General features: G+C 71.3%; 25 protein-coding genes. 12 read left to right on the top strand and 13 right to left on the bottom strand.

The features are described 5' to 3' along the window. The 3 genes from ACFVW8_RS29665 to ACFVW8_RS29655 all read right to left on the bottom strand — a co-directional run. Nucleotides 1-1,384 (bottom strand): FAD-dependent oxidoreductase (locus tag ACFVW8_RS29665; RefSeq protein ID WP_389695334.1); only part of this gene is annotated, 1,384 nt, incomplete at its 3' end. A 29-nt stretch (nt 1,385-1,413) separates the two neighbouring features. Further along, nucleotides 1,414-2,328, bottom strand: coding sequence for a diiron oxygenase (locus ACFVW8_RS29660; RefSeq protein ID WP_389695332.1), 915 nt, complete (start codon nt 2,326-2,328; stop codon nt 1,414-1,416). Between the two features lie 506 nt (nt 2,329-2,834). Continuing rightward, the gene (locus ACFVW8_RS29655) at nt 2,835-3,032 is read right to left on the bottom strand and encodes a hypothetical protein (RefSeq protein ID WP_389695330.1); all 198 of its coding nucleotides are present in this window, start codon (nt 3,030-3,032) and stop codon (nt 2,835-2,837) included. A gap of 341 nt (nt 3,033-3,373) precedes the next feature. On the opposite strand from ACFVW8_RS29655, the gene ACFVW8_RS29650 reads away from it, so the two are divergent. The 4 genes from ACFVW8_RS29650 (at nt 3,374) to ACFVW8_RS29635 (ending at nt 9,709) form a co-directional block, all read left to right on the top strand. Further along, nucleotides 3,374-4,093 carry a GntR family transcriptional regulator gene (locus ACFVW8_RS29650; protein WP_389695328.1) on the top strand — a complete coding sequence of 240 codons (720 nt, stop codon included), beginning with the start codon at nt 3,374-3,376 and terminating at the stop codon, nt 4,091-4,093. 4 nt (nt 4,094-4,097) lie between these two features. Continuing rightward, on the top strand, nt 4,098-4,877 hold the full coding sequence (locus ACFVW8_RS29645) for a sulfite exporter TauE/SafE family protein (RefSeq protein ID WP_389695326.1): 780 nt from the start codon (nt 4,098-4,100) through the stop codon (nt 4,875-4,877). A 104-nt stretch (nt 4,878-4,981) separates the two neighbouring features. Then, a complete protein-coding gene (locus ACFVW8_RS29640) occupies nt 4,982-7,354 on the top strand; it encodes a SpoIIE family protein phosphatase (RefSeq protein WP_389695324.1) in 2,373 nt (790 codons plus the stop codon). Between the two features lie 135 nt (nt 7,355-7,489). After that, nucleotides 7,490-9,709 (top strand): protein kinase, encoded by a 2,220-nt coding sequence (locus tag ACFVW8_RS29635; RefSeq protein ID WP_389695322.1) that lies wholly within the window; start codon nt 7,490-7,492, stop codon nt 9,707-9,709. Between the two features lie 198 nt (nt 9,710-9,907). Here ACFVW8_RS29635 and ACFVW8_RS29630 read toward each other — a convergent pair whose 3' ends face one another. Next, entirely contained in the window at nt 9,908-10,957 is a 1,050-nt protein-coding gene (locus ACFVW8_RS29630; protein ID WP_389695320.1) for a zinc-binding dehydrogenase, read from the bottom strand. A gap of 75 nt (nt 10,958-11,032) precedes the next feature. Here ACFVW8_RS29630 and ACFVW8_RS29625 point away from each other — a divergent pair, with 75 nt between their 5' ends. Further along, nucleotides 11,033-11,614 carry a TetR/AcrR family transcriptional regulator gene (locus ACFVW8_RS29625; RefSeq protein WP_389695318.1) on the top strand — a complete coding sequence of 194 codons (582 nt, stop codon included), beginning with the start codon at nt 11,033-11,035 and terminating at the stop codon, nt 11,612-11,614. Nucleotides 11,615-11,773: 159 nt separating this feature from the next. Here the strand turns inward: ACFVW8_RS29625 and ACFVW8_RS29620 are convergent, their stop codons facing one another. Beyond that, nucleotides 11,774-12,847 carry a hypothetical protein gene (locus ACFVW8_RS29620; RefSeq protein WP_389695316.1) on the bottom strand — a complete coding sequence of 358 codons (1,074 nt, stop codon included), beginning with the start codon at nt 12,845-12,847 and terminating at the stop codon, nt 11,774-11,776. 367 nt (nt 12,848-13,214) lie between these two features. Next, complete coding sequence (locus ACFVW8_RS29615; protein ID WP_389695314.1) at nt 13,215-13,796, bottom strand: TetR family transcriptional regulator; 582 nt, start codon at nt 13,794-13,796, stop codon at nt 13,215-13,217. A gap of 247 nt (nt 13,797-14,043) precedes the next feature. Here ACFVW8_RS29615 and ACFVW8_RS29610 point away from each other — a divergent pair, with 247 nt between their 5' ends. The 6 genes from ACFVW8_RS29610 (at nt 14,044) to ACFVW8_RS29585 (ending at nt 17,143) form a co-directional block, all read left to right on the top strand. Next, nucleotides 14,044-14,394, top strand: a complete 351-nt coding sequence (locus ACFVW8_RS29610) for an antibiotic biosynthesis monooxygenase family protein (protein WP_389695312.1) — start codon at nt 14,044-14,046, stop codon at nt 14,392-14,394. A gap of 141 nt (nt 14,395-14,535) precedes the next feature. After that, a complete protein-coding gene (locus ACFVW8_RS29605; RefSeq protein WP_389695310.1) occupies nt 14,536-14,922 on the top strand; it encodes a VOC family protein in 387 nt (128 codons plus the stop codon). Nucleotides 14,923-15,060: 138 nt separating this feature from the next. Then, nucleotides 15,061-15,489 carry a DUF4267 domain-containing protein gene (locus tag ACFVW8_RS29600; RefSeq protein WP_389695308.1) on the top strand — a complete coding sequence of 143 codons (429 nt, stop codon included), beginning with the start codon at nt 15,061-15,063 and terminating at the stop codon, nt 15,487-15,489. Between the two features lie 128 nt (nt 15,490-15,617). Continuing rightward, nucleotides 15,618-16,043 carry an aspartate 1-decarboxylase gene (panD, locus tag ACFVW8_RS29595; protein WP_389695306.1) on the top strand — a complete coding sequence of 142 codons (426 nt, stop codon included), beginning with the start codon at nt 15,618-15,620 and terminating at the stop codon, nt 16,041-16,043. 31 nt (nt 16,044-16,074) lie between these two features. Then, a complete protein-coding gene (locus ACFVW8_RS29590; RefSeq protein WP_389695304.1) occupies nt 16,075-16,437 on the top strand; it encodes a GNAT family N-acetyltransferase in 363 nt (120 codons plus the stop codon). Between the two features lie 40 nt (nt 16,438-16,477). Beyond that, nucleotides 16,478-17,143, top strand: a complete 666-nt coding sequence (locus tag ACFVW8_RS29585) for an arylsulfatase (protein WP_389695302.1) — start codon at nt 16,478-16,480, stop codon at nt 17,141-17,143. Nucleotides 17,144-17,536: 393 nt separating this feature from the next. On the opposite strand, the gene ACFVW8_RS29580 is transcribed toward ACFVW8_RS29585, so the two are convergent. The 7 genes from ACFVW8_RS29580 to ACFVW8_RS29550 all read right to left on the bottom strand — a co-directional run bounded on the left by ACFVW8_RS29580 (nt 17,537) and on the right by ACFVW8_RS29550 (nt 23,731). After that, the gene (locus ACFVW8_RS29580; RefSeq protein ID WP_389695300.1) at nt 17,537-17,980 is read right to left on the bottom strand and encodes a hypothetical protein; all 444 of its coding nucleotides are present in this window, start codon (nt 17,978-17,980) and stop codon (nt 17,537-17,539) included. Between the two features lie 2 nt (nt 17,981-17,982). Then, nucleotides 17,983-18,462: a MarR family winged helix-turn-helix transcriptional regulator gene (locus ACFVW8_RS29575; RefSeq protein WP_389695336.1), complete on the bottom strand. Its 480-nt coding sequence runs from the start codon at nt 18,460-18,462 to the stop codon at nt 17,983-17,985. A 148-nt stretch (nt 18,463-18,610) separates the two neighbouring features. Further along, nucleotides 18,611-19,981 carry a diaminopimelate decarboxylase gene (locus ACFVW8_RS29570; RefSeq protein ID WP_389695298.1) on the bottom strand — a complete coding sequence of 457 codons (1,371 nt, stop codon included), beginning with the start codon at nt 19,979-19,981 and terminating at the stop codon, nt 18,611-18,613. A gap of 86 nt (nt 19,982-20,067) precedes the next feature. Beyond that, a complete protein-coding gene (locus ACFVW8_RS29565) occupies nt 20,068-20,865 on the bottom strand; it encodes a family 1 encapsulin nanocompartment shell protein (protein ID WP_389695296.1) in 798 nt (265 codons plus the stop codon). Continuing rightward, nucleotides 20,865-21,935: a Dyp-type peroxidase gene (locus ACFVW8_RS29560; RefSeq protein WP_389695294.1), complete on the bottom strand. Its 1,071-nt coding sequence runs from the start codon at nt 21,933-21,935 to the stop codon at nt 20,865-20,867. Before ACFVW8_RS29560 ends, ACFVW8_RS29565 begins: the two co-directional genes overlap by 1 nt. A gap of 198 nt (nt 21,936-22,133) precedes the next feature. Then, nucleotides 22,134-22,889 carry an MgtC/SapB family protein gene (locus tag ACFVW8_RS29555; RefSeq protein WP_389695292.1) on the bottom strand — a complete coding sequence of 252 codons (756 nt, stop codon included), beginning with the start codon at nt 22,887-22,889 and terminating at the stop codon, nt 22,134-22,136. A gap of 203 nt (nt 22,890-23,092) precedes the next feature. Further along, nucleotides 23,093-23,731, bottom strand: coding sequence for an HAD-IA family hydrolase (locus ACFVW8_RS29550; protein WP_389695290.1), 639 nt, complete (start codon nt 23,729-23,731; stop codon nt 23,093-23,095). Between the two features lie 186 nt (nt 23,732-23,917). Here ACFVW8_RS29550 and ACFVW8_RS29545 point away from each other — a divergent pair, with 186 nt between their 5' ends. Next, complete coding sequence (locus ACFVW8_RS29545) at nt 23,918-24,862, top strand: MerR family transcriptional regulator (protein WP_389695288.1); 945 nt, start codon at nt 23,918-23,920, stop codon at nt 24,860-24,862. Nucleotides 24,863-25,040: the final 178 nt, after the last annotated feature.

Raw genomic sequence — 25,040 nt, 5'->3', positions numbered from 1 at the left:
GGTTGGCTCCGATGCCGCCCGACGGACCGCGCTTGATCCAGCCGACGACATACGTCCCCGGCATGTCCGCCACCCGGCCGCCGGTGTGCGGAACGGTGCCGGTCGTCTCGTCGAACGGCAGTCCCGGCACCGGCAGGCCGCGGTAGCCGATCGCCCGCAGGAACAGGCCCGCCGGTATCTCCTGCTCGCCCTCGGCCGCCGTCACCCGCACGGCTTCGACGCGGTCCCCGCCGAGCATTTCCACCGGCGCCGAGTGGAAGCGGAAGACGATGCGCCGACCCGCGGCGGGAGGGCGCGACCAGTCGACCGTCTCCCGGGGCACGCCCCGCAGCAGTGCGGCCTTCTCGCCCGGAGCCGCACCCTCGATCGCCGCACCGGTTCTCGGGTCGTGGTCGTCGACGACCAGGTCCACGCCCGCCAGGTGTTTCAGGGCGAGCAGTTCGGAGTCGGTGCAGGCAGCATGCTCGGGACCGCGCCTTCCCAGCAGCACGACCTCGCGCACCTTCGATTCCCGCAGGGCGGCCAGGGCATGATCGGCAATGTCCGTCTCCGCCAGGGCTGCCGGATCCGCGACGAGGATGCGTGCGACGTCGAGAGCGACATTGCCGTTGCCGACGACGACCACCCGGTCCGCCGTGAGATCGACCGCCTCGGGCGGGACTTCGGGGTGGGCGTTGTACCAGGACACGAACGAGGTGGCCGAGATGCTGGCCGGCAGGTCCTCGCCCGGGATGCCGAGGCGCCGGTCGGTGGAGGCGCCGACCGCGTAGATCACCGCGTCATGGTGGGCGGCGAGCTCCTGGACGGTGACGTCCCGTCCCACCTCGACACCCAGATGCATCCGCACCCGGGGATGCGAGTGGAAGCGGGCGAACGTCTCGCCGGCCTTCCTCGTCGCGGGGTGGTCGGGCGCGACGCCGTACCGGACGAGGCCGCCGGCCACCGGCAGCCGGTCGATCAGTGCGACCTCGGCGTTGGTGTGCAGCAGCAGGTCCTCGGCGGCGTACATCCCGGCAGGTCCCGTCCCGACGACCGCCACCCGGATCGGTGCGAAGTCGGACGGCAGGCTGCGTGGGAACGACGGCTCGCCCCAGGCGTGGAAGTTCGGCCCGGCGGCAGGCTCCGGCTCCCGGTCCTCGAAGTAGGCGGCGTTGATCGCGGCGTACTCCTTCTGCGCCCCGAAGAGGCTGTCCACCGGGAAGACCGCGTCGACCGGGCAGGCATCGGCACAAGCGCCGCAGTCGATGCAGGTCGCCGGGTCGACGTAGAGCATCTCCGTGCTGCCGAAGGACCGTTCGTCGGGTGTCGGGTGAATGCAGTTGACGGGGCACACAGCGACGCAGGTGGCATCGCTGCAGCAGGTCTGGGTGATGGCGTAGGTCATCTCGTCTGCTCGGGTCGGTCGGGCTCGGGTCAGATCAGGGAGGCGCGCTTGTAGAAGAACAGGGCCGGTTTGGTCAGGAGCCGGGCCGAGGAGAGGAACTCCATCAGACCCGAACAGCTGGACCGCATCAGGGACTTGTGGTGCTCGTTGACCTTGGCCTCGGTCCGGGCCCGCTCGCTGTCCAGTCCGGCGTTGGCGTAGACATCCCGGTTCACCATGCTGGTGACGATGTAGTACGAGGCGATGGCGACCACGAGCGAGTTGATATGGCGGCGCACCGGACCGGCGTCCCGCAGGCGCCTGCGGGTCTCGTCACGGGCGAACTTCATGTGCCGGGACTCCTCCACCACATGGATGTTGTTGATGGTTCGGACGAACGGCGCGACCCGCTCGTCCCGCATCCAGTCGCGCTGCATGACGTCGAGCACCTCCTCGGCGACGAGGATCGCGGCGTACGCGGCCTCGCCGAAGGCAAGTGTCTTGAAGGCCCTGCCCAGTTCGACCACCGGGCGGCGCGGGCGGTAGGCCGGGGCGCCGAGCTTCGCGGCGCCGCGGGCGAACATGATCGAGTGCCGGCACTCGTCCGCGACCTCGGTGAGCGCCCATTGGAACCGCGGGTCGGTCGGATCCTTCGCGTACATGTCGCGCAGCACCATCTGCTGCAGGATCATCTCGAACCAGATGCCCGTGCTGGCGACGGATGCGGCCTCCTGGCGGGTCAGTGCCTTGCGCTGACTCTCAGTCAACTCCTGCCAGTACGCGGTCCCGTAGAGCGTGCTCCACTCGGGGCTCGCACCGTGGTGGTCCGTGTTCAGCGGGGTGTTCCAGTCCACCTCGGTGGCCGGGTCGTACGAGAGCTTCGCGGCCGAGTCGAGCAGACGTCGGGCGACGTCCTGCTCGGCGAGCCGGTCCTGGTCCTCCGGCCGAACAGTGCTGCTTGCCATGCTGCGGCTCCTTGAATCAAGAGAGATCGACCTGACGCCGCCGGGCCGGTGCCTCATTCCGTACCCACCCGATGAGACAGCGGGCCGCCGAGCGCCGCTCCCGCTTGTTAGACGTCACGTCTAGCAAGCTGTTAGACGGAAGGTATAGCAAGAGGGTGGCGGGGGCCTACCCCTGCGCAGGAAATCCGTACGATCTCTCCACGTGGTGACAGCGTCGCGGCCGCAACTCGGCCCGGCCGGGCGCATGGTGCGCACCGACTCGACCGGGTGCCCGGCTGTGTGGCGTGCCTGGGCGGAACGGGTCATCGCCCCGGCGAGGCCACGCGCCGCGGACCGCCGTTCGCGCCGACTGGAGCCGGACGGCTCGGTGACACGACGAGCCGCCGCGCCGCGCGTCGCGGATCCGCCGGCGCTCGTCCGCGAACCTCGACCCGTCGAAAAGGTGCGCGATGAACCGCGGTACACACGTGCGCCTGCTCCGCCCGGCGCACGAGGACGGTCGGCGGTCAGGCCAGTCCGAGCAGCTTCAGCATGCCGAGTTCGAAGCCGGTGCCCCAGGACTCGGCATATTCGTCAAACGCGAAATGGCTGACCGGTGTGACGGGGCGCCCGGGAACACCGGGATCCGCCAGGAGATCCGGACCGCTGGTGCCGACGGCGTCGTCGAGCACGGTAGGAGCCGACATGGTGTCCTTCTGCGCCATCTTTCCGTTCCTCGGTTCCTCGCCCGGCATTGTCGACCGGTCCGCTGTCCATGGCGAACCGCCTCACGTTCTGATCCTTTTATCGGCGGTGCCCAGGAGTGCGGCGACATGCCGGGAGCCACCCCAACGAGTCGGCGAGCGGCGGCGGCCGCGCGTGGCGGGAACGCTCCCGGCCGGGTACCGGCCGTCGGGCGGGAGGCGCCGGGGCCCGGCGTTGGGCCCCGCCTCGGGAGAAGACCCACAGGTCAGACGTTTCCCCAGGTCGCAGGGGGTGGCGTAACACCGGCGAAACATGAAGGCGGGTACGGTCTGCAGCTCTTGAGACATGACGGAGGCGGGACATGACCACGGGCCGGGCAGCACAGGCACGGCGTGCTGCTGACGCACTGCGGCAGCGCATCGTCGCCGGTGAGTTCGCGAACGGCAGGCTCCCCGACGAGCAGGCGCTGGGCCGGTCGCTCGACACGTCGCGCAACGTCGTCCGGGAAGCGCTGAATCTGCTGCGCGACGAGAACCTCGTCACCCGGAGGCGCGGAATCGGCACCCTCGTCACGGCACACACCTACCGGCACGGCCTCGACCGCCTGGCGGGCCTTGCCGAGGAGCTCACCCCGTACGGCACGGTCTCCAACGAGGTGCGCGAGGCACGCGTCGTCCCGCACGCGCCCCCGGCGATCACCCGGCGGCTCGACATCCCCGAGCGGTCCGAGGCCGTGTACATCGAGCGGCTGCGCTGGCTCGACGGCGGACCGCTGTCCCTGGACTCGACGTGGCTGGCCCCCGACATCGGACACCCGCTGCTCCACCGCGACCTGGCGGGACGCGACCTGTTCGCGCTGATCGAGGAGGTGACCGGGGCTGCTCTGGGCAGCGCCGAGGTCACCGTGCACGCGGTCACGGCCGAACCGGACACCGCCCGCGTACTCGACGTGGCGTACGGTGCCGCACTGTTCGCGATCGACCGGCTCACCCGGCTGCCCGACGGACGACCGGTCGACGTGGAGTCCCTGCGGGTCCGGGCCGACCGGTTCGCGCTGCGCGCCGTACTGCCGAGGAGCTGACGCCATGACGATGCACCTGGACGCGGTTCATCTCGTTCTCCTGGCGCTCACCGGCCTGCTCGGCGGAATCGGGATCACTGCCATCGGACCCGGCGGGGTGCTGCCGACGATCGGCCTGTTCGTCCTCACCGGCCTGTCACCGTCCGGAGTCGCCGGCACCGCCATCGTCACGCACATCGCCACCGGCATCCTGGGCACGACGGCCTACACGCACTCGGGCCAGCTGAAGGTCGGGGCCACCCGCCGCTGCGCCGGCGTGCTCGCCGTGGCCGCGCTGGTCGGCACCCCGTTGGGCGTGCTGTGCAACAGCCTGGTCGAAGGGCGGGGCTTCGGGCTGCTGCTCGCCGTCGCGGTCACCGTCACCGGGGTGCTGGTCTGGGTGCGCGACCGGCGCGCCACGGACCTGCCCGACGACCTCCTGGCCCCCGGCATCCCGATGGGCCGCACGGCCGTGGTCGGTGTCGTCGTATCACTCGTGGCGGGTCTGTTCGGGCTCGGCGGCCCGATGCTGAGCGTGCCCCTCCTCGTCGTGTGCGGGCTGCCGGTGCTCGCGTCGCTCGCCGCGGCGCAGGCCCAGTCCATCGTGATCGCGAGCGTGGGCACGGTGGCGTACGTGATCCACGGCGACGTGAACTGGCCGCTGGCCGCCCTGGTGGGAGTGCCGGAACTGGCCGGGGTCCTGATCGGCTGGCGCATCGCCCACCGGCTTCCCGCCCGGCGCCTCAAGTACGCCCTGGTCCTCTCCCTGCTGGCGATGGCGCCGTACCTGGCGCTGCGCACCTGATCCGGCCCGCGCGGCCGCCCGGCGTGCCCGAGGCGCCGGGGGAGCGCATGCTGGCTGGAGAAGTGCGCCCCGCACGCAGTTCCCTCCCGCCATGGAGACGACCGATGGCACCTCCCGGCCGTGACCACCAGGAATCGGGCTCCGGGCTGAATCGCGCCGCGGCGGCCCTTCTCGACGACCGGGCCCGGATCTGCTGGTGGTCCTGTGCGGCTTCGGAGCTGCTCGGCTGGACCGGCGACCAGGTGACCGGAAGCCCCGCACGTCGCCTCCTCGCGCCCGGCCGATCCCGTACCGCGCCGGGGGAGGCGCACCGGACGATGCTCCGGCACAGCTCGGGGACGCTGATCGAGGCCGATGTCCGGCTCATGGGTTCGGGCACTCCGGGCACCACGCTCGTGGTGGCCGCGCCGGCGGGCGCGCCCGAGGGATGGGACCAGGACTCCGTCCTCGCCCGTGCCGTGCTGGCCCAGGACGACATCGCCGTCATCGAGTGCGATGTGGGTCTGCGGGTCGTCCGCTCCAATGCCGCCTGCGGTCTGCTGTGCCCCGCCGGTGCGGGCGACGACTGGCTGGTCGAGCTTCCGGGTGCCGGCATCCACGGGACCGTCCGGGAGTTCATGGCCCGTGTGGTGGAGACGGGCGTGCCCGTCGTCGCCGCCGAGTACCCGTTCGGCGAGCCAGGGGCCGACCGGATGCTCTCGCTCACCTGTATCCGCGTCACCGACCCGGCCGGAGTGCCCCTGGGGGCCGCCATGGCCGCGATCGAGGTCACCGGACGTCACCGTGCCCAGCAGCGCCTGTCGACCGCCTATCGGAGCGGGCTCGGGATCGGCGGCTCCCTCGACCTGGTGCACAGCGCCCGCGACCTGGTGGCCGTGCTGGTGCCGGCACTGGGCGACCTCGCCAGCGTCGACTTCCCCGACGATGTGCTCGAGGGCCGCGATCCGCCGCTGGGCTACCCCGGGCAGGAGGCCTCGGCCCCGCGCCGGGCGGCCGTCCGGGCGCACGGCCGCGTGTGGCCCGCCGCGCTGGTCCAGGTGGGGGAGCCCGTGCCGAAAGTTCCGGAGAGCCCCCCGATCGCGGCCAGGACCGTCGGGGAAGTCGTCGTCGTGGACGCCACACTGGCCCGGGAGCTCCTCGGCCACGACCCGGAGCGGATCAGACGCCACATGCCCGAGGGCATGCACCACTCACTCGGCTGTCCGCTCTACTTCCGGGGACGCTTCTTCGGATACGCCTCCGTGTACCGGACCCGGGACCCCGCGCCGTTCGACGACGCCGACATCGAACTCATGCAGGACCTCTGCCGCCGGACGGCCCTGGCCATCGACAACGCGTACCGGTTCACCCGCGAGCACCACACGGCCATCGTCCTGCAGCAGAGTCTCCTGCCGCCGTCGACGACGGAGAGTACTGCTGCCGAGACAGCGGGTGTGTATGTGCCGGCGAGCGGCAGCGTGAGCGTCGGCGGGGACTGGTTCGACGCGTTCGGGCTGTCCTCCCTGAGAACGGCGCTGGTCGTCGGTGATGTCATCGGCCACGGACTCCGCGCCACCGCCACCATGGCCCGGCTCCGTACCGCGGTCCAGACGCTCGCCGACCTCGACCTTCCGCCCGACGAGCTCCTGGCCCGCCTCGACGATCTGGTGCAGCGCATGGTGGGTGAGGCCCAGGAGTCCGACACGGTCGGCGCCTCCTGCCTGTTCGCCGTCTACGACCCCGTCTCGGGCGTGTGCCAGATGGCGAGCGCCGGGCACCCGCCGCCGGCCGTCGCCCTGCCCGACGGCCGGGTCGAATTCCTTCCCGTGGTCCCCGGGCCGCCCCTGGGAGTCGGAGACAACCCCTTCGAGGTGTTCACCACGACGCTGCCGGTCGGCAGCGTCCTCGCCCTCTACACCGATGGCCTGGTCCGGCGCGGCAAGGACTCCGGCGGTGGCGAGGCCGCTCTGCTGGAAGCGCTCGGCAGGCTGGCCGGGGCGGGCCGGTCACCGGACGAGATCGGCGCCGAACTGCTGGCGGGCCATCCCACGCCGGAGTACCCGGACGACGACGTCACGCTGCTGCTCGCCCGGACCCGGACCGTGACCGAGGAGAACACGGCGACGTGGGAGTACCCGGCCGATCCTGCGGCCGTGAGCAAAGCCCGCGCCGACATCCTCGTCCAGCTGGCGGACTGGGGTCTCGACGAGCAGATGTTCGCCACTGAACTGATCGTCAGCGAACTGATCACCAACGCCGTCCGCTATGCGGGCGGACCGGTCTCTCTGCGGTTGATCCGCGACCGGGTGCTGGTCTGCGAGGTCTCCGACCCCAGCAACACCCAGCCCCACCTGCGCAGGGCCCAAAGCACGGACGAGGGCGGGCGTGGCCTGTTCCTGATCGCCCAGCTCACCACTCGCTGGGGCTGTCGCTACGGGACACGCGGCAAGACCATCTGGACCGAACAGATCCTCGACGGCCCGACCCGGGGCGGCTGAACACGGCAGTAACCCTCTGTTGTTCGGTCACCCGCTTTACCCGGTCGTACCTCCCTACGGCTAGTTTGTGGGCAGGACAGATACACAGGCCCGTGGTGGCAGAGGTGCACGGGGGACGGGAGATCGGGAAGAGTGATGCTGCGCGCAGGCGACCCGGCCGAGATCGGCGGCTATCGGCTGGAGGCGCGGCTCGGCTCGGGCGGCATGGGCACGGTCTTCCTGGCCCGTACGAGCTCGGGGCGGGCCGTCGCGATCAAGCTGATCCACCAGCAGTTCGCGGGGGACGACGAGTTCCGCACCCGCTTCCGCCAGGAGGTGGCTGCCGCGCGGCGGGTGAGCGGGGCGTTCACCGCCGCCGTGGTCGACGCCGCCCCGGAGGCCGAGCAGCCGTGGATGGCGACGTCCTACATCGAGGGGCACACGCTCGCCCAGCACATCGACAAGAAGGGCCCGCTGAACGGAGCGGAGCTGCGGAAGCTCGCCATCGGGCTCACGGAGGCGCTGCGCGACATCCACCGGGTGGGGGTCATCCACCGTGACCTGAAGCCCTCGAACGTCGTGCTCTCGCCCGAGGGCCCGCGCGTCATCGACTTCGGCATCTCGCGCGCCGTGGACCAGCAGACGCTGACGATGACGGGGCGGGTCATCGGTACGCCGCCCTTCATGTCGCCGGAACAGCTGCAGGCGCCGCGCGGCGTGGGGCCGCGGTCCGATGTGTTCTCGCTGGGGACGCTGCTGGTGTACGCGGCGACGGGGCAGGGGCCCTTCGACGCGGACAGCCCGTATGTGACGGCGTATCAGGTGGTGCACGACGAGCCGTCGCTGAGCGCTGTCCCCCCGGCCCTGCGCACGGTCGTCGAGTCCTGCCTGGACAAGGACCCGGAGGGGCGCCCGTCGGCGGACGAGCTCCTCGTACGGCTGCGGGACCTGCCGGCCGACCTCGGCGGGACCGACACGGACGGGGCCGGCGGGAGCCGCACGCGCGACGTGAAGACCCACCATCACCGCATGACGCCGGCTACTCCGAGCGGTGCTCCGGCCGGTCCCGGTACGGAGAGCACATCCATCGGCCGGCGTCTGCGCAGCCGATGGCGGCCCGCGCTCGCGGCCGCGGTCGCGGTGGCAGCGATCGGTGGCGGGGTCGCCGCAGTGACGGCCGACGGCTTCGGGACGGAGAGCGAAGGAGCCAAGGGCAACAGCGTCGCGGCGCCGGGCGCCGCGCTTCCGGACGGCTTCGGCCCGTGGCGCAAGACCGTGCTGGGCGGCCGCAAGGACATTCCGGACGAGCTGCGCTGCGTTGCGCGCGGTGACGCGTTGTTCTGCGGCGGCGGCGGGGTCGTCGCGACCCGTATCAGGGTCTCCGACGGCTCGCGGGCGTGGACGGCGAAGAGCCCGGGAGTCCCCGTTCAGGGCGTGCACCTGGTGGGCGCCACCGACGACACGGTGCTCGGTTACCGCTTCGCCGACGAGGACGCCCCGCAAGGCCCTGCCAGTGAGGTGGTGGCCATCGACGCGGACAGCGGCCGTGAGCTCTGGTCCGTGCCGTCCGGTGCGCAGTCGCAGGCCGTCACCGGCCGTTCGCGGGACGCCGTGGTGGTCGGCTCCGTCGTCGTGACGATCGACGCCTCCAACTCCCGCTTCGAGGCCCGGGACGCGCACAGCGGCAAGATCGCCTGGACGACGCCGTTCCCCGCGGGTGCCCAGTGCGCCCCCGTCCCCGTGGGCCCGCAGCTCTTCGCGATGTGCGCGAGGGTTGCGGAGGTCGATGCCACCGAGGTGCGCCACCCCACCCTGCGTACGCTCGACCGCGCCTCGGGGACGCTGGGCAGGCGGATCGCGGTCAACGGCCCCGCCGTGCCGATGGGCGTCGCCGACGGCAAGCTCGTGCTCGTGCAGGAGCACAGGGAGGGACCGGCGCTGACCGGCTACGACGGGGTGGCGCGGGTCGATCCCGCGTCGCTCAACGTCACGTACTCCCGCCTGGCCAAGACCTACGCGGGGACGCCCGGCATGGCGAACGGCACCCTCTACGTGAGCGGGCAGACCGGTCTCGTCACCGCGCTGGACCCCGCGACCGGCCGGAAGAAGTGGTCACGGCAGACGGCTGTGGAGGGTGCGTCGGGTCCTGTGGCGGGGGCCGGCGCACTGTACTTCAGCTCGGCCACCGGCCGGGTGGTCGCGCTGTCGCCGCAGGGCGGCAGACTCCTGTGGACGACAGATCCGCAGGCCGACGGTTTGACGGGCGAGGAGGGTGCAAGCCCCCGCGTGACCGTCGCGGGGCGGGCGCTGATCGTGGCGGCGGACAAGAACACGCTCTTCGCGTTCGACGCGCAGAAGCCGCCGAAGTCGGGCTGACGCGGCCGGGCCGGACGGCGGGGGACATTCCCGCCGTGGGACCGGCCGGCGGGACCGGAGCCCGGCCGCTTTCCCCGCCGTGCGGACGCCTCGGCTGTTCACTCGGCTGCCTGCACAGCGAGGTCGCGTCCGGCGCGAGTGCGCCACGCCTGGTCCATCGTCCGTGATCCCTCGTCTGCGATCCATCGGGTCGAAGGCTCAGGGACGCATGACGATCTTTCCCACATGCTCCCTGCGGGAGAGTGCTTCCTGCGCCTGCGCGGCCCGGTTGAGTGGGAAGGCCGCGGCGATGACGGGGTGGACCTCGCCCCGGCGAGCCAGGTCCATGAGGAGTCCGAAGTGCGTGGGCGTGTGCATCGCGGACCCGATGACCTGGGCGTTGTGCAGGTAGAGACGGCGCACATCGAAGGTCACGTCGTATCCGCCGAGTGCGCCGGCGATGACCCACCGGCCTCCTTCGCGCAGCAGCGGCAGCCCCTCACCCACCAGCTCTCCGGCCACGACGTCGAGTGCGACGTCGATGCCCTCCGGGGCGGCAGCGCGGATCTGCCCGGCGACGTCTCCGGCACGGTCGATGACCGCGTGTGCGCCTGCTTCGCGCACTGCCTCGATCTTGGGTTCGCTGCTGATGGCGAGCACCCTCGCGCCGCGGGCACGGGCGATCTGCACCAGTGCGACGCCGACGCCGCCGGACGCTCCCGAGACCAGGGCGGTTTCTCCCTTCGCCAGCCGGCCCCGTTCGATCATGCCCAGCGCCGTGCCGTAGGCGGTCGGCAACGTCGCGAGCTGGTCGTCCGTGAGCGGGGATTCCGTCACGTCATGGACACGCTCCACCGGCGCCGTCACGTACTCGGCGTAGCCGCCGTCGCGTTCGCTCCCCATCAGGCCCACCGGGTTGGCGTCCGGGCCCTCCGTGTCGTAGATCGCGGGGTCGACGACCACTCGGCATCCGACGAGGCTCCCGTCCACTCCGGCCCCGACGGCCACGACCCGGCCGGCCACGTCGGCGCCCTGGATGCGCGGGAAGTCGATCGGACCGCGCCAGCCCGACTTCGCCTTCGGGTCTCCCGGACGGCCGTAGGCGCCTTCCCGGGTCCACAGGTCGGTGTTGTTCAGGGCCACCGCGCTGACCCGGACCAGCACCTCTCCTGCCTGTGCTGCAGGGACGGCGACCTCTGTCAGTTCAAGGACCTCCGGTCCTCCGTGCCCTGTGATGCGCACCGCGCGCATGCTCTGGGATGCACTCATCGCTGGAACCTCCTCGTAGGTATACTGATCTGTGAACGTTTTCCACCGTACACCGATCAGTGAAGGGATTCGCACATGCAGGAAGCGCGGCCCATGACGCCGGCCGGCCGCCGCATCGTGGCGGCGGCGGAGGAGTTGTTCTACAACCGCGGGATCACAGCGGTCGGAGTGGATCTGATCGCTGAGCACTCAGGGGTGACCAAGCGGACCCTGTACAACCGGTTCGGTTCGAAGGACCACCTCGTGGCGACCTATCTCGCCGGCCGCGACCAGCGCTGGCGGTCCCTTGTCAGGGCCGCCGTCGACGCCTGCGGCACTCCCGCCGAGGCCGTCATCGCACCCTTCGAGGCGCTGCGGACCTGGAGCGGGACCAACAGCCGCGGATGCGCCTTCATCAACGCGCTCGCCGAGCTCCCGGACCCCTCGCATCCCGCGTACCGCATCGCCGCGAACCAGAAGCTCTGGCTGCTGGACCTGTTCCAGGAACTCGCCGCCGCGGCGGGGTGCTCGAACCCGCCCACTCTCGCCACCCAGCTCCTCGTGCTGCACGAGGGCGCGGTCGCAACACAGCCTCTCTCGCTCGATACCCTTCCCGCGACCGCCGACCTGGCGCGGGCCCTGGTTCGGGCCGACAGTGCACCCCGCCGCCAGGAGTAGCTGCCCGCAGTGCTGTTCACGCTGCTGGTCGGGGGTCGGTGTCCGGGGTGCGGTGCGGCGGCGGGCCATGCGTGGCCTTGCCGAGGACGCCCCGGTCTCTCGATGCGGCGTCCGAACCCATGGCCGCTCGTCCTGTGCGACGAGCGGCCGGACCGGCTCCTAGAAGAGGTCAACCGCCCTGTTCTGGGTGAGGACATCGAGGATCGTCCGCATCCACGGGCGGCGAACGGCCGGCATCCGGACCAAGGCGTGCCGGAACGTTCCCCGGTCAGCCCGGAACGGGGAGCTGGGGCGCGGCGGAAGCGGGTAGTCGCGGAGGACGTCCCGGGGCACGCGGCCCGACATGGGGAGCGGCAAGTACGGCTGGGGAGAGACGAGCCACAGCCACACCCCGAGCGGCAGGGGTACCAGGTACGGCGATGCGGCCGGGCGGCTGACAGGGGTCCAGGTCCGACCTGTCTGGGGATGGACCGGTACGAGGAGGATGCCGTCGCCCGCCTCGGGGGCCGGCCGACCCGGTCCGGCCAGGACGGCGGTCCGCGTGGGCGGGCCTGCGGGCAGCAGGGCGTCGAGCGCGCGTTGGAACACCTCCTCGGCCAGACCGCCCGGGACCTTCACCGCCTGCCCGTCGGAAGCCGCCAGCAGGTGGGCGAGCGCCCGGCCGGCTGCCGCCTCCCATCGTGGGCTCCACGACCAGTAGTGGCTCGACCCGAAACGTCCTCCCCACGTGGCAATCGGCTCGAACGGGGGCATGCTCTCCCCGTTCTCTGCCAGCTTCGCCCAGGAGAGCGGCACGGCTTCGGCACCGTCAACGAGTACGCGGCGCACGGAGTTCGGGCTGAGCCGCACAGCCTGCCAGAGTGAGCAGTCGTCGATCCTGGTCGCCACCGGCAGGTCGCACGCTTCGCAGGCCATGTTGGGCCCGTCCGCCCCGTCGAGGCCACAGCAGGCACCACCGCGCTTCTCGGGCATCAGCCGGGTCCGCCGGATATCGCCGGGTGCGATGATGATCGCCCCGGGCGTGCTGTCGGACAGGGCGTGGACCGGTGCGTAGATGCCGCGCGCCTCCGCCTCGCCCGGATCGAGTTCGTCCCACTTGCGCCACGGCCCTCCCCAGGGATCCGGGTCCACGGCAAACGTGCCCGACTCCATGAGCACCGGAAGCTGGGCCCCGTTCCCGTACGTCTGGCGCGCATGGGCCGGGAGGGCGACTTGGGACAGGGGGATGGTCAACTCGGCACCGCACCGCGCACAGACGAACAAGGGCCTGGCCTCCTCCACTTGGGAAACAGCTGCATCGTTGCAGCTTGGCGGCGGCCGGCCAACGCACTTTCTCGTCCGTCGTGGGAACGGCGCCGCGGGAACGGCATCAGCCCTCTGACGGAGCCGAGATGACGGGTGTCACCGAGGCCGACGGCTTGGCGATGGTAAGAAGTCGTCTTCGCGCAGCGTGGTGATGCTGTCGGAGGGGCGCCCGGAAGCCGGCGTAACCGGCCGACCCGATCGGCATCCTGATCAAGGCTGCCACGACGAATGTCAGTGAGCCGCCGTGCGTCACGATGATCCGGCGCGCGCCTTCGTGCAGAGGTCTGTGCTTCGTTCAGGGCGTGGGTGCGGTGAGATACCGCTGGATCGTGGGTCCGAGCCAGTCCACGATCTCCTCGATGCCGAGCGCCATGCTCGCCGGGAACCGCAGCACGTAGCGCGTCAGTGCGAGCCCCAGCACGGTCGATACGCACAGTGCCGCCCGCGCCTGCGCCTGCTCCGGCTCGTGGCCCAGCCGGCGGGCCAGCGGGATCAACTGGTCGCGCAGCACGCTCTGCATGCGGTCGGCGGCGGCCGGGTCGGTGGCGCCGACCCGCATCAGCGCGGTCAGTTCCCCGTTCTCCTCCCACAGCGTGAGGAAGTGGCGGACCAGCGTACGGCCGATCTCCTCGCGTGGTTCGAGGGACAGGCTCGGCAGTCCGGGGTCGATCGCGACGGCCGCCGCGAACAGGCCCGCCTTGTTGCCGTAATAGCGCATCACCATCGACGGGTCGATTTTCGCGTCGTGCGCGATCGCCCGGATGGTGGCCTTCTCGTAGCCGTCCGCCGCGAACCGCTCGCGGGCCGCGGCGAGGATCGTGGCGCGGGTGGCGTCGGAACGCCGTGCGGCCTGCTGGTTCTCCGTGGTGCCGGTCATGCCAACAAACATAGGCCAACGCGTGTTGACAGTCCAGAGTCGTGACTCTATGTTTGCCAACACGAGTTGGCCAACATTCGTTGACCAACAAGCGTTGGTGCGGCTGCGGGCGCCGGCGATGCCCATTGATCCGTCAGATCTGCTGTGCGCCAAAGGCGCCGGGCGGTCGTGAGCGTCACCGGGTCCAGTACGGCGACAGCCGGCCGCGGTGCGGTGGGACAACCGACAGTGAGAGGAAGTACCGAAGATGGCCAAGCTGCAGAGTCTGGACGCGAACACCCCGATGTTCGCGCAGTTGAAGGAGAAGACCGGACCCATCGTCCTGGCCAACACCTTCTTCGTTCCGAAGGAGAGCGCCGAGGCGTTCCTGGTCCTCTTTGGGAGGCAGGCCGAGTTCATGAGGGCTCAGCCGGGATTCGTCTCCCTGCAGATGCACAAGGGAACGGGAAGCAGTCAGCTCCTGATGAACGTCGCGGTCTGGGAGTCGACCGCGGCGCTCGGCGCAGCGCTCGGCAGCCCGGAGTTCCAGCGCATGGCGGCCGAGTTCCCCGGCGACATCGTGTCGTACCCGCACATCTTCGAGCAGATCGATGCATGACACGTCGGCTGCAGCCCGGGGGGAGGGCGGCAGCCGGAGGAGCCCGGCCTTCCCCCGTCAGCTATGCATTCGCATCATGCCGGGTCGGCAGGCCCGCCGACCGGCCCACCACGCGTAGCGCCGTTCTGACAGGGAGTCCCTATGGCCGTGGAGCTGAATCACACCATCGTCCCCGCCCGTGACCCGCAAGCCTCGGCACAGTTCCTGGCCGAAATCCTCGGCCTGAGTGCAGATCCGCCGGTGGCGCACTTCACGCCGGTCAGGCTGGCCAACCAGGTCAGCCTGGACTACGACCGGCTGGACGACTTCGAGGCACACCATTACGCGTTCACGGTCGGCGAGCAGGAGTTCGACGCCGCCCTCGCCCGCATCCGGCGCGCTGGAATCACCCACTACGGCGATCCCGCATGCCAAGAGAGCGGGCAGATCTATCACAGCAAGCGGACCGAAAACCGCAGGGGCACCTACTTCCGCGACCCCGACGGACATCTCATGGAAATCCTCACCCCGGGCGACGCCGGGGCGTGAGGCCGACGGTGCACCAGCGGACCACGGCTTCGCCATTGGTGGCGGTACACCTCATCGGCCGCCCCGGCTGCGCCCGCGGCTGGCCCCTTCCCGCCCCGGTCCGAACATCACCAGTCCGAACATCAAAGGAGAAGCACCATGTCACTGAAGAACGTCAACACCGTCCTGGCTGCCGCCTGCGCCTTGTTCGTCCTCTACCTCGGGCTGTCGTTCATCCTGGCCCCGGAGGCGTCCACCCAAGGTGTTGGCCTGCCGACCTGGCCGGCCGGCAACGGCGACGGCTTCCTCATCATGAAGGGCACCCGTGAATTCGCGATGGGCCTGGTCATCGGCATCCTGCTGGTGACGGGACACCGCCGCGCCCTGGGCTGGGTCCTGCTGATGGAGGCCGTCGCCCCGTTCGGCGACATGATCAACGTCCTGGCCCACCACGGACCCCTCGCCGCCGCGTTCGGCATCCATGGCCTGACGTCGGCACTGATCGCGGTCACCGGCCTGCTGACCCTCCACGAGACCGGCAGGGCCCACAAGGCTCCTGGCCCGGCGCCCGCCGCACAGCCCGCCTGACGGCTGTGGTCGGCGTGAGTCCTGAAACCTGGAGAACGCTGCCCGCACCCGCGACTCGTTATAGGCTTGAGAAACCGCACTTGACCTGCAATAAAGCAGGCAGGGAGCACGAGCGTAGGAGTACCCCGATGATGCGTACGATGTTCAAATCCAAGATCCACCGAGCCACTGTGACCCAGGCGGACCTGCACTACGTCGGTTCCGTGACCATCGACGCAGAGCTGATGGAGGCCGCGGATCTGCTGCCCGGTGAGCTCGTGCACATCGTGGACATCGACAACGGCGCCCGGCTGGAGACGTACGTCATCGAGGGCGAACGCGGCTCAGGTGTCATCGGGATCAACGGCGCGGCCGCCCACCTCGTGCACCCCGGAGACCTGGTCATCCTGATCAGCTACGCGCAGGTCGACGACGCCGAGGCGCGCGCCCTCGTGCCACGTGTCGTCCATGTCGACGCGGGAAACCGGATCGTCTCGCTGGGCGGCGACGCCTCCGAGCCCGTGCCGGGGACCGACACCGCACGCAGTCCGCACGCCGTACCCGCCGCGCGCTGAAGCGGCCCGGTCCACCGAGGGAGCACCCGCCATGGCAGAGCAGGCCGGACAGACCGGGCCCGACATCCGTGACGACCGGGCAGCGGGCAAGCTGCTCGCGTACGAGGACGGTACGGCCGCCGGAGTCATCGTGTACTTCGTCATGGACGGCGCGCCCGCCGCGCTCGTCGCCGTGCACACGGTCGTTGAGCCGGGGCACGAGGGCAAGGGCATCGCGGGCTCCCTGGTCCGGGAGTTCTATGCCATGGCGGGGCGCGAGGGCGTGCCCGTCGTCGCGCTCTGCCCGTACGCCGCGAAGTGGGCGTCGCGCCACCCGGACGAGGCTCCGCAAGCCCCGGACGAGCTGGTGGAGCGGGCCAAGGAGCAGCTCAAGGCCCGTCCCGAGCTGTACTGACTTCTGGTGTCGACGGCGGCGGGGCCGGTAGCGTTTCGCCGTGACTCTCGCGCTGCTGCACACCTCCCCGGTCCACGTCCCGGTCTTCGACGCCCTGCGCGACGCCGGCCATCCGGATCTCGCCCTGCGCCACTTCGTGGACGAGGGACTGCTCGACCGGGCCGGGGCGACCGGGCCGGAGGCGGTGACCGGCGACGTCGAAGCACTGCTCGCCGCCGCCGTCGACGAGGGCGCCACCGCCGTGCTCTGCACCTGTTCGACGATCGGCGGCGTGGCCGAGTCGGCCGGAGCGGGGCTCGGTGTCCCGGTGCTGCGGGTCGACCGCCCGATGGCGGCCGCCGCCGCCCGCGTGGAGCGGGTGACCGTGATCGCGGCAGTCGCCGCCACCCTGGCCCCGACCCTTGCGCTGCTCGCCGAGGAGGCGGACAGGGCGGGCAGGCGCGCGGCCCGGGTATGTACTGTCCTGGTCGACGGGGCCTGGGAGTGTTTCGAGGCCGGCGACCGTGACGGCTATCTGGATCTGGTGGCGGCCGCGGCCGACGCGGTGACCGATTCCGAGGTGATCGTGCTGGCCCAGGCCTCCATGGCCGATGCCGCCACCCGTACGGTCACCCGGATCCCGGTCCTGTCCAGCCCGCGTCCGGGGCTGGACGCCGCGGCTGCGGTGGCCATGGCCGGTTCACCGGGCCGGGCGGATCACCGGTAGCTCGTCCTTGCGGATCATCCGTAGCCCGTACGTATGGACTCGCCGGGCGCGGGCAGCCGCTCCGGGAGACGGTGGAGGAGATCCACCCCGACCGTTCGGAGGCCCGAGATGACCCATCCGTTCCCCGACCCCGTTCCGCCCGCGCCCACCCCGGGGCCGATTCCGGGGCCGCCGCAGCCGTTGCCGGAGCCGACACCCGTGCCGCCGGGGCCGGGGCCGAATCCGCCCACCCCCGCCCCGCCCGGCCCGTCACCCGATCCGATCCCGCAGCCGCCCGCGCCGGACCCCGATCCGGTGCCGCCGCCGGAGCCGGAGCCTTCTCCCGTCGGCTGACCGGCAGCCGTTCTTCCCGCACCGGCCGTTGCCGGTCGGGTGACCGGCAACGGTTCCGCCTCAGCCCTCGGCCAGCACGGCGTTGGCCCGGGCGGTGACCACGGTGAGCACCCGGCCCGCGGTGGCCAGGTCCTCGGCCGGCAGATCCGCGTACAGCCGGGCGGTGATCCCGGCCGTTCCGGCACTGGTCGTACGGTGCAGTTCCCTGCCCGCGGCCGTCAGCGTCAGCTGCGGTTCGCTGCCGGGCAGCTCCGCCAGCAGACCGGCGCCGACCAGCTCGGACAGCGTCGACTCCGCGGCCGGGCCCGCGATCTTCAGCGTCGCGGTCATCCGGTCGGCCAGCCGTCGGCGTTCGATGGTTCCGTCGCTGTCCGCGATGGCGTTGAGGGCCACACACTGGTGGAAGGTGGTGCCGGAGCCTGCCAGCAGCCGTTCCAGGACGGCGCGCGTGGCGTAGTGGGCCTGGCCGATGACCTGGCCGTTGACGGTCGGTGCGGGGGACATGGTTACTCCTCGTGGAAAGGGCCGGTGACTGCGGGGGGCTGCACGTCGAGCAGCGCCGTCAGCATCCGGGTGAACGCCTCGGTGTCCGGGCCGTCCAGGCCGCCCAGCGGCACGAGCATCCCGTCCAGGAGCCGGTGCACCACCTCGACCGCCCGGCCCGTCACCGCGCGCCCCTCGTCCGTCAGCGACAGCTGGACGGCCCTGGTGTCCGAGGGGTCGGCGGCGCGCTCGACCAGTCCGGCGGTCTCCAGTCCGCGGGCCAGCTTCGACACGTAGAGGGGTTCGAGCCCGGTGTGGTCCGCGAGCCCTCGCTGGCTCGGCCGCAACCCCAACTGCCGCATCCCCAGCAGGGATGCCAGCAGCGAGTACTGCGCATGTGTCAGCCCCAGCGGCGCCAGCGACCGGTCGATGGCAACCCGCCATTTCATCGACAGACGCCAGACCAGGAAACCGGGGGTCGGGCCCTCGGGCGTGCTGCTCACGGCAGATACGTTGCTCACGGCAAAAACAGTACATGGATACTATATCCATGGCTACTAAATTTCGACAGGACAGCTTCGACAGGGCAGCACAGGGCCGGCGCGAGAGCCACGGAAGCCACGCGGGCCAGGGTCTGTGCTGGGGTGCGCGTCAGGGATGCAGGCCCAGCAGGGCGTCGGCGTGTGCCAGCCCGCTCTCCGCCGAGATCGACTCCAGCGACTGCGTGTCACGCACCGGAGCGAAGACAACCGCCGGACCGTCCTGCCCATACACCTCTGCCGTCCGGAACCCGTACACCGCGGGCCGGGGCAGGCTGTTGCAGGACCACGGGGTGGAGAAGCAGTACGCGCCGGTGTCGTACAGCACCACGTAGTCGCCCGCCTTGAGCTCCGGCAGTTCCCGGCCGATGGCGACCACGTCCCCCGCGCAGCAGCAGGGCCCCGCGATGTCCTGGACGAGAGAGGGTCCGTCCTTGGGGCGCCCCTCGGCATCGAACGCGCCGACCCGCAGCGGCCAGGCGTCCGGCACGAAGGCGGTCCGGGTCGCGGTCCGGGCACCTGCGTGGGTGAGCGCGATACGCCGGCCGCCGGTGTCCTTCGTGTACTCGACCAGCGCGCCGACGAAACCGTTCTTGGCCAGCAGCGACCGGCCGAACTCGGTGACCAGCGCGTATCTGCCGTCGAAGAGCCCGGGGACCGCCGCACGCAGCGCCGCCACGTACGCGGCGAAAGCGGGCCGTACCGAGTCGTCGGCGGAGTCGACCGGCAGACCACCGCCGATGTAGAGACCGGTGATCTGCCGGGTGCCGAGCCGCGCGTTGATCTCCTCGGCCAGGTAGTACGTCTGCGCGATGCCGTCCGCGATCAGTTCCAGCGGGCAGCCCTGTGAACCGGCATGGGCGTGCAGCAGGGTCAGCCACGGGTGCGCGGCGAAGGCCTTGACGATCCGCTCGCGCGCGCCGGGGTCGTGCAGCGCCACGCCGAACCTGGAGGTGGTGGTGGCCGTGCTCATCCTCCCGATGGAGCCGGCGCAGGCCTGCGGATTGACCCGGAGCCCGATGGCGGACACAGAAGTGGACGGCCGGAGCGCCGCGATCCGGTCCACCTCGTCGAGGTTGTCGGCGTTGAGCGCCATGCCGAGCGCGAGGGTGCGACGGATCTCCTCGCGCGTCTTGGCGGGGGAGTCCAGGACGATCTTCGAGGGCGCGAAGCCGGCGTCGAGCGCGATCCGCAGTTCACCGGGGCTCGTCACCTCGCAGCCCATGCCGCTATCGGCGAGCAGCCGCAGCACCGGAACGAGTGACGCGGCCTTGGCGGCGAAGGTGTGCAGCACCTCGGGTGCTCCGGGCTCCTGGCCGAACGCCTCGTGGAGCGCCGCCACCGCATCGCGCACCCCTTCCGTGTCGACGAATCCGGCGACCGGGCAGGACTCGCCGAGCAGGCCGGTGGCTACGGCGTGCCGGACCGCGGCCGCGACACGCGCGGAGGAGGACCGGACGCAGGACGTGGAGGGAAGGCTCATGGAGCGAGAGTCGGTGATGAGGACCCCGCAGATCTCTGTCGGGCAGGACAACATCGGCGCGCACCTCTGGGCAGAAGGTCCTGGTGTCAGGCGATGATCGGGACCACGGCCTCCGGTGTCAGCATCCGGAAGGTGAACGACTGGTGGAAGTACAGACTCACCGTCGTCGCGTCGTGGTCCTGGTAGCCGATGGCCAGGTCCTCGCCCAGGCACAGTTCGAAGTCGCCGCCCCGGGTCGACAGCAGCACCCCGCCCGCCACCGCCGGCGCCCACAGGATCTGGTCGTCCAGCAGCCGGGCCAGATGCGTGGAGACCGGATACCCGTGGTCGGACGTCTCGGTCGCCTCCGTGAACGCGTCCGCGCCCAGCAGCAGCCGGTAGGGTCCGTCGACACCGGCCAGCCGCAGCTGGGTCAGCGCCTGGCTGACCGTGGCCGGATAGTCCCGGGCATCCGCCGGAAGCGGCAGTGGGGTGTGCGAGGAACCGTCCCGCAGACCGGTGATCCCGGCCGCCGCGTACCCGTCGATGAGCGCCATGTCCTCCGCGAACGCACAGGTCCTGGCGGCGTCCTTGACGGGCTGCCAGTCACTGTCGTCGGAGCCGCGCTCGACGTCGTCCACCGCGGCCCGGGCCACCGTGAACGGCACCCGCCACTCGATGACGGGCACCGAGGTGCGGGCACGGGCGACGACGTCGGGGGTGGGCGGGTCGATCTCGCGGAGGTGGCCGTCGCCGACTGCCGCCAGCTGCGGGCCCTCGGGCCCGCAGACGTCCACGACACGGCGGCCCGCCAGATGGCGGCTGAAGGTGCGCCGGGCCTCTTCTTCGATCTGGTCCCAGGCGGCTTGTGTGACGGGGGCGAGTGCGCGGTGCAGATTGTTCATCACTGGGCGCTTTCTTGCAGGCTGCCGATGTGCAGCGAACCGTCACGGGCACCGGGCGGAAGCGGGGCCCGCACCGACGGCGTGGGCGCCGGCTCCGGCAGTGCCCCGGTCCCTTCGGACGCGGGAGACGGCGGCGGGGCGTCGAGGAAGTCGGCGCTGGGGGCGTGGAAGAGCGTGCCGGTGACCGCGGTGGAGAAGTCGAGAATGCGGTCGTGGGTGCCGGGAGGGCTGCCGAGGAACATGTTGCGCAGCATCTGCTCGGTGACGCCGGGGTCGGCGGCGTATCCGATGAAGTACGTACCGAACTCGCCCTGCCCGAAGCTGCCGAACGGCATGTTGGCGCGCAGGATGTCGTGTTCCGTGCCGTCCGCGTCCGTGATGGTGTTCAGCGCGACATGGGAGTCGGCGGGCTTGACGTCGTCGGCCATCTCGATATCGGTGAGCTTCGTCCGGCCGATCACCCGCTCCTGCTCCTCCGTGCTCAGCGCGTTCCACGACGCCAGGTCGTGCAGGTACTTCTGCACGACGACATAGCTGCCGCCCGCGAAATCCGGGTCCTCGGAGCCGACCAGCGCGGCGGACCGCGCGTCGTCACCCACCGGGTTCTCGGTGCCGTCGACGAATCCCAGCAGATCCCGGTGGTCGAAGTAGCGGAAGCCGTGCGTCTCGTCGACGATCTTCACCGCACCGCCGAGCCGGTCGAGCAGCTGGGAGGCCCACTCGTAGCAGACGTCCATCCGCTCCGCCCGGATGTGGAACAGCAGATCGCCCGGGGTGGCGGGCGCGTGGTGGCGGGTCCCGTGCAGCTCCTGGAAGGGATGGAGCGCGGCCGGCCGGGGACCCGAGAACAGCCGGCTCCAGGCATCGGAACCGAATCCGGTCACACAGACCAGACCGGAGCCGGGGAAGCGGAATCCGATGGAGCGGGCGAACGCGGCCAGATCCGGCAGCGTCTCGCGGACGACGGGCTCACCGCCGGGCTCGATCGTGGCGACCAGGATCAGGGCCGCGCTGGTCAGCGGCGCGACGACCGGTTGCGCCGCGGCCGTTTCCTCGGTGGTCTCGGGCATGCGGCGGCTCCATGGAGTGGCGTGGGCGACAACGCGGTACGACGGGGCCCCATGCGTCGCGGACAGCGGGACCCGCTGCCACTTATCCACACCCGAAGCGTCGCCGCACTCCGGGTCACCCGGGCGTGCGACATCTCGACCGGTCCTTCGTCCACTCCGCCGGGAGATGCCCACGGCCCACTCGTCGGGGTGCCGCGCTCACTCGTCCGCGAGGTCGCTCCGGCTGCATGCCAGTACCCCCGTGGTGCCCGCCAGCCGGGCCATCAACGCATCGGGGTCGCCCCGGCCCTGCACGGTGAGCGCGACCTCGACCGTCCGCTCTGCCGGGGCGGTGGTCTCCGACCGGCGGCGGCGCCGGAACATCCCTTCACCGTCGGCGGCGAGCGTGGTCAGCTCGGAGATGGCGAACCCCGCCTCCGTGCAGTGGTTGACCAGTTCCCGCAGCGCGCCCACGCCCTCGGTGTACGTGATCCGGTAGCCGGTGGAGGCGTTGCGCAGCGCCGGGAGGCGGTGGGCGAGCGGGCGGACGCCGTAGGACACCAGGAAGTAGGCGAGGGTGGCGAGCGTGGCCAGGACGGGCAGCCCCGCCCCGGCCGCGCAGCCGACCGCAGCGGTCAGCCAGATCGACGCCGCAGTGGTAAGGCCCTTGACCGAACCGCGGTGCACGAAGATGACGCCGCCGCCGATGAACCCGAGGCCGGAGACGATCTGCGCGGCCACCCGTGAGGGGTCCAACTCGACCTGTCCGGTGACCAGTACGTCCGAGAAACCGAACTTGCTGACCAGGGTGAAGAGGGCGGCCCCGAGCCCGACGATCGTGTAGGTGCGCAGACCGGCAGCTTTCTGGCGGATCTCGCGTTCGATCCCGATCGCGCAGGAGAGCCCGAACGCGATGCCGAACTGCGCCGCGTGCGTCCAGTTCTGACCGAACGGTTCGTTGATGTCGATTGCCACGAAGCCTCCGATGCCCTTGGACCTTCCGGGCATCCGGCCCCGGGAGGAAAGCGCCGGGCTCCGTCGTGCCGGGCGGTGCGGCGGCGCGAAAGCTCCACCTTACCGGTCGGCCTCATACCGGCCGGAGGACCGCCGCGTCCACGAACGGGGTGACTCCGGGCAGGGAGCTGCCGGTCAATGGGCGCACACGGCCGTCGAAACCGTCAGGGCCGCCCTGCCCGAGAACCGGCGGCGGGTAGCAGCGGTGCGAGGGCGGTACGCAGATCCTCCGCCCGGCGGAAGTGCAGCGCGGTCATGCCCACCCGCCTGGCCGCCTCCACGTTGGCCTCGGTGTCGTCCACGAACAAGCAGCGGCCGGGCGTGACCCCGACGCGGTCGGCAGCGATGTGGTAGACCCGCGGGTCGGGTTTGGCGAGGCCGATGCGGGCCGTGTTCACGACGGTGCCGGTCAGGCCGGTCAGGCCTTGCCGGCCAAGGTCCCACTCCAGCCGCGTGGTGGCGTTGGAGACCAGCGCCACCGCAGCCACTTCGCGCACCGCGGTCAGGAGCGCGACCACGTCAGGGTCGACGCGCGGTACGAGAGCCGACCAGTCCGCCACCGCGGCCGCGGCCCGGTCCGCCGACCCGCAGACCGCGGTGAGATCCCCCGCGACGGCGGAGCGCCACTGCTCGTCGGTCACCTCACCCGTGATGGCCGGGAACAGCCGCGCGGGTGCGAACGCCGCAGCCGCGAGTGCACCACGGGGAAGCCCGTGGGCCTCTTCGATGATGTCGGACGCCGGCCAGTGCCTGACCACACCGTCGATGTCACAGAGCACCGCGTCGATGAGCTGGGTGGACATGAACGGCTCTCCGTCCCGGTGTCTGGATTGATCAACGGTGTTGCGCGTAAGAGTAGTTGATCGGTGGGCCGTCAGGGCGGTGTCACCGTCGGGCCGGGGCGCAGCCGTACCGAGCATTTCGCACGCCGTCCCGGCCGGCGCCCCGTCCCTTGAGTCTCCCCCGGGGGGAGACGAGAGGGTGAGCCCATGAACGACGACACACATCTCTCGATCGGTGAGCTGGCCCGGCGGACCGGGCTGTCGGTCAAGGCGATCCGCTCCTACTCCGACCGGGGGATCGTGCCGCCGGCCGGCCGGAGCCCGGCCGGATACCGCCGCTATGCACCCGAGGACGTGGCCGCGCTGCGTCTCGTGCGGACACTGCGCGAGCTCGGCATCGGGCTGTCCGCGATCCGCGAGGTGGTGGAACGGGAGACCCCGTTGCCGGAGGTCGCAGCCGTGCACGCCGAGGCGCTCGCGGTACAGATCCGGGTGCTGCACCTGCGGCGCGCGGTGCTCACAGCCGTGGCACGACGCGGCTCCACACCTGAGGAGATGGAACTCATGCACCGACTGGCCGGACTCTCCGAGGACGAGCGCCGGAGACTGACGGACGACTTCCTCGACGCGGTTCGTGGCGGCCTGGACCCGGCGTCCGGCATCGCGGGCGTCCTGCGGTCGATGACGCCCGAACTGCCCGCCGACCCAAGCCCGGAGCAGACCGGGGCATGGGTGGAACTGGCCGAACTGTCCCAGGACCCCGAATTCCGCGCCCTCATGCGGCGCAGCGTCGGACAACATGTGACGGACCGTGCCGAAGCCGCGTCCCCGGTCCCCGGCCGCCATCCCGAAGCGGTGATCCGGGACCACGCCGGACCGGCCCTGGCCGCGGGCATCGATCCTGCTTCCCCGCAGGCGGCATCCGTGGTCGCGGCGGTGACGGCGGACTGCGCGCGCCTCTTCCGTGCCCCGGACGACGGAGAGCTCCGGCGGCTGCTTCTCGCCCGTGCCGACACCGCGAACGAGCCGCGCCGGGAGCGCTACCTCCAGCTGCTCGCGGTGATCAACGGCTGGCCGGCCCCGACCCCGCTGGCGCCGGCACTCGACTGGTTCGGCCGCGCCGTGCGGGCCCTGGCCCGGGGTGCGCGTTGAGATCCGGACACGCGGGCGGACGTCGCGCTGCCTGACCGGTGGCCGCCGTCTGCTCCATTCACGTCATCCCATGGGCTCTCCCCGGGCGCACCGCTGCGGCTCTGCCGCGTTCGGGCAGGGGTGCGGACGTACGGTCGGGAGAGCCGGCACGCACGAACGCCGGCATGAAGGCCGGCAC

Origin of the sequence: Streptomyces sp. NPDC058221 (genome assembly GCF_042882365.1) — a bacterium.
Taxonomy (GTDB): domain Bacteria; phylum Actinomycetota; class Actinomycetes; order Streptomycetales; family Streptomycetaceae; genus Streptomyces.
Note: the sequence above shows the minus strand (reverse complement) of the source record. Positions and strands in the feature narration are given on the sequence as shown.